Here is a 1,725-nt window from a genome sequence, read left to right as displayed (position 1 = left end):
CACGACCCCCTTCGGCGCGATGCGGGGCGCCGCGAGCGGCGTATGGCCCAGCGCTATGGACAAGGGCTTCGTCGGTGGAACAGGGGACCCCTCCGGACTTACCCATCTGGGCGCGCGGCAGTATGACCCAGAAATAGGCCGATTCGCCTCCGTTGACCCTGTTATCGACAGCAGTAATCCGCAGCAAATGAATGGGTTTGCGTACGCGAACAACAGCCCCGCGACGTCGTCCGATCCCACGGGCCTCTACCCTGGTTGCAGTCAGGGAGGTGGCAAGAATCGCGGATGCCACGACGGAACGGGTAATCGGCCGAACGGCTCCAACTCCAAGAGCTCCTCGAGTCACAGCGGCGACAAGTGGCGTGACCGTCCCACCGTTGCCTGGACGACGCTTGATCGAGCAACTATCATCCGAGAGGTGAAGCTCCTCCTCGATCAGCCGGCGGATGCGCCGTGCTTCCATGGCACACGCGGCATTCACGACTGCGAGAATTTTATGGCCTGGTCCTACGACATCGTGAGGTTTGCCAACGAGGCAGGGGTCGATCCGCGGCTCCTGATGTCCGTGTTGGCCATCGAGGTCGGGCGCTCTGATGAACTATTGCCCATTGATAATCTTGTCCAGTTCGGAAGCTGGGCACTTGACCAGGCGGGAGCCTATGGTTTCCTCAAAGAGCATCTTACCGGGAAGGGGGATAGTCCCCCTTCGCTCGGATGGGGAAATATCCAGGAGCGTGCCTTTAACGAGACGGTGGCCCGGCATTGGAGCGTTCTCGGCGGCATCGACTGGTCGGATCTGATGGGAAACCATGAGCTCAGCATCAAGGTGACCGCCTACAGGCTGCGTGACCTAATGGCCTACGCCGATGCTGCACCGGCGGGAATGAGAAGAGATTATTCTCGTGATGAAGTAGCGGCGGCAATCTATAACATCGGCACCGAAAATTTCGCTGACTCGGTGAAAGCGGGAAACCTCGGTCCTCTAGGATCTAGTTACGCTCGTGCTGTTCGCGACCACTATGACTGGACAGACGCAATTATCTGTGGTTCCGGCCTCTGGGAATGTTACTGATGATGACTCAAAAGGGAGTACTCCTCCTGGTGACCGTTGTGCTGACGTGCCTAGCTGGAGCGGCATACGTCGTCTGGGGCGGTAGCGCCACGCGAGAGTCTCAGTATGCTGAACAGCTTGACGTCCAAGAGCACGAGCTCGTCCGCAGATTCGACGAGAAAGGGCTGAATTCCATCTACATTGGTCCGCCTACAGTTGGAATTCCCGCATTGACGGGGCCGCAGCTCGTCCTCAATCCGCCGCAGCCGAACTTTTCGGACGCGTTGTATGAACACGCAGCAAGCGGCTCCGGCCAATTAGGCGACGGCACCGAGTGTCGCGTCGACGTCTACCGCGTAAAGCAGAATGTGCAGCCGTTTTCAACATGGCGGCTAAACAGGGAGCAGATTCAGCGGGTTCAAACCGGCAGGGCAGAGGTACTCCAGGTTGTTACAAGATGTGCGCCATTCGACACATAACACTGGCTGGGCGGGGATGCTCGCCGGGGGGTGTCCCTATGACGTTTGTCAAGGAGACGCCCGTAGCGGGGCGAGCCACCGGTGATGTGCAGGACGGGTTGGGTGTAGGACAGGGGATGGGGGTCGGATCGGCTGCGGCTTATCCGGTTCCTCGGGCCGATCGAGGTGCTGACGGCCGCTTCAGCTACGGGCTGG

1 protein-coding gene is annotated in these 1,725 nt (G+C 59.6%); it reads left to right on the top strand.

Annotated elements, in window-relative coordinates:
- A partial coding sequence (locus KJS59_RS30495) for an RHS repeat-associated core domain-containing protein (RefSeq protein ID WP_213457440.1) occupies positions 1 to 1,072 on the top strand: 1,072 nt, incomplete at its 5' end.
- Between the last annotated feature and the right edge of the window lie 653 nt (positions 1,073 to 1,725).

This window comes from Rhizomonospora bruguierae, from assembly GCF_018397995.1.
GTDB lineage: Bacteria > Actinomycetota > Actinomycetes > Mycobacteriales > Micromonosporaceae > Rhizomonospora > Rhizomonospora bruguierae.
This window is presented reverse-complemented; position numbering and strand designations above follow the sequence as displayed.